Annotated in this window: 4 protein-coding genes and 1 pseudogene; all 5 read right to left on the bottom strand. The window is 37.5% G+C overall.

The features are described 5' to 3' along the window. On the bottom strand, positions 1-584 hold a 584-nt coding region (locus AC3AX0_RS06950; RefSeq protein ID WP_487549581.1), incomplete at its 3' end, for an FAD-binding protein. Between the two features lie 223 nt (positions 585-807). Continuing rightward, positions 808-2,205: a trimethylamine methyltransferase family protein gene (locus AC3AX0_RS06945; RefSeq protein ID WP_487549580.1), complete on the bottom strand. Its 1,398-nt coding sequence runs from the start codon at positions 2,203-2,205 to the stop codon at positions 808-810. A gap of 15 nt (positions 2,206-2,220) precedes the next feature. After that, entirely contained in the window at positions 2,221-3,795 is a 1,575-nt protein-coding gene (locus AC3AX0_RS06940; protein WP_487549579.1) for a BCCT family transporter, read from the bottom strand. A 276-nt stretch (positions 3,796-4,071) separates the two neighbouring features. After that, entirely contained in the window at positions 4,072-4,851 is a 780-nt protein-coding gene (locus AC3AX0_RS06935; protein WP_487549578.1) for an aspartate/glutamate racemase family protein, read from the bottom strand. A gap of 11 nt (positions 4,852-4,862) precedes the next feature. Then, positions 4,863-5,055: pseudogene (locus tag AC3AX0_RS06930) on the bottom strand (trimethylamine methyltransferase family protein); the annotation flags it as partial.

The raw sequence follows: 5,055 nt of genomic DNA, 5'->3' as shown, positions 1-5,055 counted from the left end.
TCACCAGTTTCGAGTTCAAGCTCGGCTTCCAGTACTATTAGCTTTTCCCTGAATACTCGACTGTTTCTGTAGGAAAAGTTCATTTCCTTATTGTTGAACCAATAGACATTGCCGTCATAGTCCATGCATTTAACATTTTTTACAATATCAATCATTTCTCCGCCGTAGGCTCCTGCATTCATTGCTATTGCACCGCCTACATATCCAGGTATACCGCTTGCAAACTCCATTCCCTTAAGGGAATTATCAGCCGCAAATCTTGCTGTTCTGGACAGCAATGTTCCTGCTCCAAGCTTTATTACATTGTCTTCAAACCTTATACCGTTGAATTTGTTTCCTATCTTTATTACCGCTCCTCTGTATCCCTGATCTGAAAAGAGGAGGTTTGTTCCGTTTCCTATTATATAAAATGGTATGTTTCCATTGATTATTTCAAGTGTATTCCTAAGTGATTCCTCGTCCGCCGGTTCGATGAACAAGTCCACGCTGCCACCAATTTTAAAGTATGTCTGATCCTTTATCTTGAAATCTTTTATTATTACACCTTTTACTTTTTCCCTTAATTGGTTGAGTATTTGTTTCATTTAATTCTCCTTGTTTTAATTCATAACTATTCTATCAGAAATACCCTCATTAATCTATTAAAACAACCTATATTTATCAATTTTATTTCATATTATTCATTCATTTTAAATATATTCTTTTTTAAATGAAATTTTTCCTCACATCGACCATTATTCTATATAATGCACAGAAAAAGCCCTTGGGGGAATTTCCCCCAAGGGCTAATGAAAATAGTTTAATATTTTATACAGTAACTTCTATGCTCTTGAGATATTCTACCTGTTCTTCAGTAAGTTCAGGTTTTCTATACCCTTCAAGTCTTTTCACAAGGGCTACCTTAGCAGATTCGAAAACATCCTTCTTACCATTTATTTCCCAATTTTCATAAGGCTCCTTTGAAAAAAGACTTGCCTGGATGAATGTGTCCCTGAAATTTGCATATGTATGATCACTTGTAATGTATGTTCCTTCAGAGCCCACTTCCTTTATTACATCAAAGGCTATTGTTTCATCGGTTATTTCAAAACCTAAAACATATCTCTTTGCCATCTTGATGTTTTCCTCATCAATTATTATTTTTTCGAAGCAAAGTGAATTGAAGGATTCAAGTATTCCACAGGATTGCAACACATAGTCTATTCCCGCTATTGAGGCTGTCAATATACTGTATGTCGACTCTATTCCAGCCTGCATATCTGCAGTATTAGAATCCGTCAGAGATCCACCTGATCTACATGGCATACCATAATGCTCACTAAGAGCCCTGTAACCATAGGTGAACAGCCCGGTTTCAGGAGAGCCAATGGCAGGAGTAACCATTCTCATGTCGCAAGAAGGTGTTGTTCCACCATAAATCACTGGAAGTCCCGGTCTCAAAAGTTGAGTATATACTATTCCTGCTAGAACTTCCGCATTGTTGGTAACCAGTGTTCCCGCCATTGTTACCGGACTTGTAGCACCGGGAAGAGAACAACTGGCTATTAGCACAGGCTGGTTCTCCCTTGCATAGACATTCATTCCTTCAATCATTGACTCGTCAAAGCACAGTGGAGACACGGGGCTTATAACTCCAAGTACAACATGTTTATTCGTACCCTCGTAGAAACCCTTTATTGTTTTAATACAGCTCTCTGAATCTGACCTTCCTGTAGTGAATCCCATTAAAGGTTTTGTAGTCATTTCTAGGCAGTTTTTGAGCCTGAAACTATCCCTTTCCTCAAAATCTATGTCTTGTGGCTCGGTCATGTTTGCATTGATTACAGGTATAACATCTGATGTCTGGAAAATCTTTAATAAATCAATGTAATCCTCACTGGTTGTACTTCTTCTCTCATTGTCCCTCTGAACATAGACAGGTCCGGAAGCTGGAGCATAAACAGTGTTTCCTCCTCCAACCAAAACATCATCCTTTTCCGTTCTTCCCGACAATGTGAATTCAGACGGTACTGTATTCAAAGCTTTCCACAGGGTGTCTTCGTCTATGAAAACTTTTTTACCTTCCACTTTGACATTGTTCTGTCTGAAGAGCTCCAGTGCATCTTTGGTATTAAATTCAACACCAACTTCAGACAACACTCTGACAGTAGCCTTATGCAATTTTTCTATTTCCTGTTCCGTAAAAAAGTTATCTCTAATTTTCATCTTTTTACCTTTCCTTTATGATACTGATTCTTCCATCTTTTCCATATAATCTATATTCGCTTGAATTTCTTTCTTCGAGTTCTTAGCCATATACTTAATGAATCCTATCATCATTGCAACTTCTATGGCCAGTATCGGGAATCCTGCAATGGTCTTAACTACCTTGATTCCTTCAAGTCCACCATTAAGAACAAAGATTATTGAAGTAAGACCCATTAGAAGTCCCCAGAACAATTTAATTCCAAGTGGCGCTTCCTTTATATCGTGATTATCCTTCATTGACATAATGGATACTGTAGATGTCATCGAGTCTGCAAGAGTGATAAAAGAAAGCATTATTGTTATGATCATCAATGGTCTTATTATACCAGTCAATGGTACATATGCAAATACTTCGTACATCAAGCTTTCAAGGCCATTTGCATCCATGAATGCAAGAAGGTCTACACCTTGAACTAACTGAAGGTCAAGTGCAAATCCACCGAATGCTCCAAACCAGAGTATTCCGAAAAGAGATGGTGCTACAAGGTTTACAAGAATAAATTCCTTTATTGTTCTTCCATAACAAAGCTTTATTAGGAAAAGTCCAACGATTGGTCCAAATGACAACCAGTCAACAAACCAGTACATGTCCCACCATTGTGGCCAAAGATCTGTACCGAATGCGTCTGTAAATGTCATTCCTTCTACAAAGTTTGCAGCAAATGATCCTATTGCTTGAGTTGTAACGTTTAGCATTCTAGCAGTTGGTCCAAATATAAGTACAAATACCAATAGTCCTATGAATATCATTGCATTCTTATCACTAAGCCATTTTATACCCTTGTCAAGTCCTGTAGCACTTGATATTGTATATGCAGTTATTATTACTGCTGCTATAGCTATCCATACTGCTGGTCCTGGTGTTATTCCAAATACGAATTCCAATCCACTTCCTACCTGCAACAGTCCATATCCAAGAGATCCAGCAACTCCACCAGTTATTGCAAGAAGTGTGATACCATCAACTATGTCTGTTGCTGTCTTGTTCAGGTCCTTACCGTCTCTCAAAAGACAAAGTCCTGAACTTACTGCATAAGGCTTTTTAAGATTATAGTATGCATAACCTATGGCAACACCTGCTATAACATAGATTGAATATGGAGTAAATGTCCAATGCAAGAAAGATGTTCTCATTGCCCATATTATAGCTTCAGAACTTCCAGGCTCAAGGTTCATTCCTCCTGCAGGTCTCATAGCGTGAAGCAAAGGTTCAACCGCTCCCCAGAAAACAATACCTGTTCCTATACCCGCACAAAGTGAGATTGCCCACCAGTTCCATGTACTAAATGTTGGTTTTGCTTCAGGTCCACCGAATCGAATCTTGCCTACGGGATGTATGCACAATGAAAGAAGCACAATTACAAATGAAAGGCATCCAAGGTCTACTGCCCATCCTATGTTTACCATAAGCCATTCGAATACTCCCCAAAGTATGCTTACAAAGGCGTCAGCGTTCATAAATCCAAGAACTATCAATATTCCAAATACTACAACTGGAAATAATGCCGGTACAAATCTGATTCTTTTTACCAAACTTTCTTTTTTCATATTATTAAACTCCCTCAATAAAAATTAGCTAAACACTTTAAATCTCTGTAGTAGATATGATGTAATAATGTATTTTATCTTGCTATTATTTAATCAGTTAACACTATTTTAGTTACTTTTCATCAGTATTCAATATTTTTAAAATCTTTATATATCTCCGTATATTCATTAATTCTATATGATTGAATAATAATGTCAACTTCTTTAATCTCAAGCCATACTTACAGAATTGCATTTTGAAACTAAATTTTCGATTCCCTGAGTTTCAAACTGTGTTTATACGTGTCCGTAATAGTCTCTATGGGAAACCACGGAATATGCATAGTCAAGAAGTGTTCCCCAACTGAATACAGGCATATCTACAGCTCTCTGTACTGCTCTTGCAAAGGGTTGCATTCCAGTACATTCAAGCATTATTGCCTTGATGTCAGGGTTCTTTGCTATAAATTCTTTTGCTATTCTTATCATATCCTCTTCAGACTGGTCATAATAACTTTCAGGTATTTCAGGTCTCTTTTCATGATCCCACAAAGTGTCAAACTGTGGACATCCATATTCATCCTGTGCACCTGCTATGTGAAATTTGCTATTTAGATCTATTCCAACATTTGTAAGATGGACATCTGTCAAAAATCTTTTTTGTGCACATATGATTCCAACTGCATTGTTGGGTCCTATAAGTTGCTGAATAAATGGAACCTGTAATAAACTTGACATAAATACTGGAATATCAACATGCCCTGCAACAGCTTTCTGGAAATATGCAAAATATCCACATTCTGCTGCAATAGCCTTGCAACCCATGTTTTCAAGTCTCTTAGCTGCATCAAGTATAGGCTGCTTGCATGGAGTTTTATCTTGTTCCCAAACCAATGTGTAATTGTCTACACCCTTAGCTATATCGTACTGTACTGGATAACCAAATCCACTTGCATTTCTAACATCTCCAGGAAAACCGGGATATGCGTCGTCAAGAACCATTATTCCGATTCCCATTCCATAGCAAGTATGACTTTTTCTAGTTTTGATATGGTTTATACCGTAATCTCTGTTCATTGCTCCTCCTCTTATACCATTACGCTGTATTTTTCTTCCCACTTGGCAAGTTCTGCCAATACTTCACTGCTAAGTTCGGGTACTTCGTGATTTTCAAGTATTGCATCAATCTTGTTTGTTACATTTGTCATTATTTCAGACTCGTCAGAATTTTCCATCTTTCTTCCGAAAAGTTCAGGATACCAGATACTCTTGAAATTACTG

Source organism: Dethiosulfatibacter sp. (assembly GCF_983023055.1).
This window is presented reverse-complemented; position numbering and strand designations above follow the sequence as displayed.

Bases quoted from the DNA above. Each gene is read 5' to 3' on its own strand.
- AC3AX0_RS06945 (WP_487549580.1), bottom strand. From the start codon at position 2,205: ATGAAAATTAGAGATAACTTTTTTACGGAACAGGAAATAGAAAAATTG.
- AC3AX0_RS06940 (WP_487549579.1), bottom strand. From the start codon at position 3,795: ATGAAAAAAGAAAGTTTGGTAAAAAGAATCAGATTTGTACCGGCATTA.
- AC3AX0_RS06935 (WP_487549578.1), bottom strand. From the start codon at position 4,851: ATGAACAGAGATTACGGTATAAACCATATCAAAACTAGAAAAAGTCAT.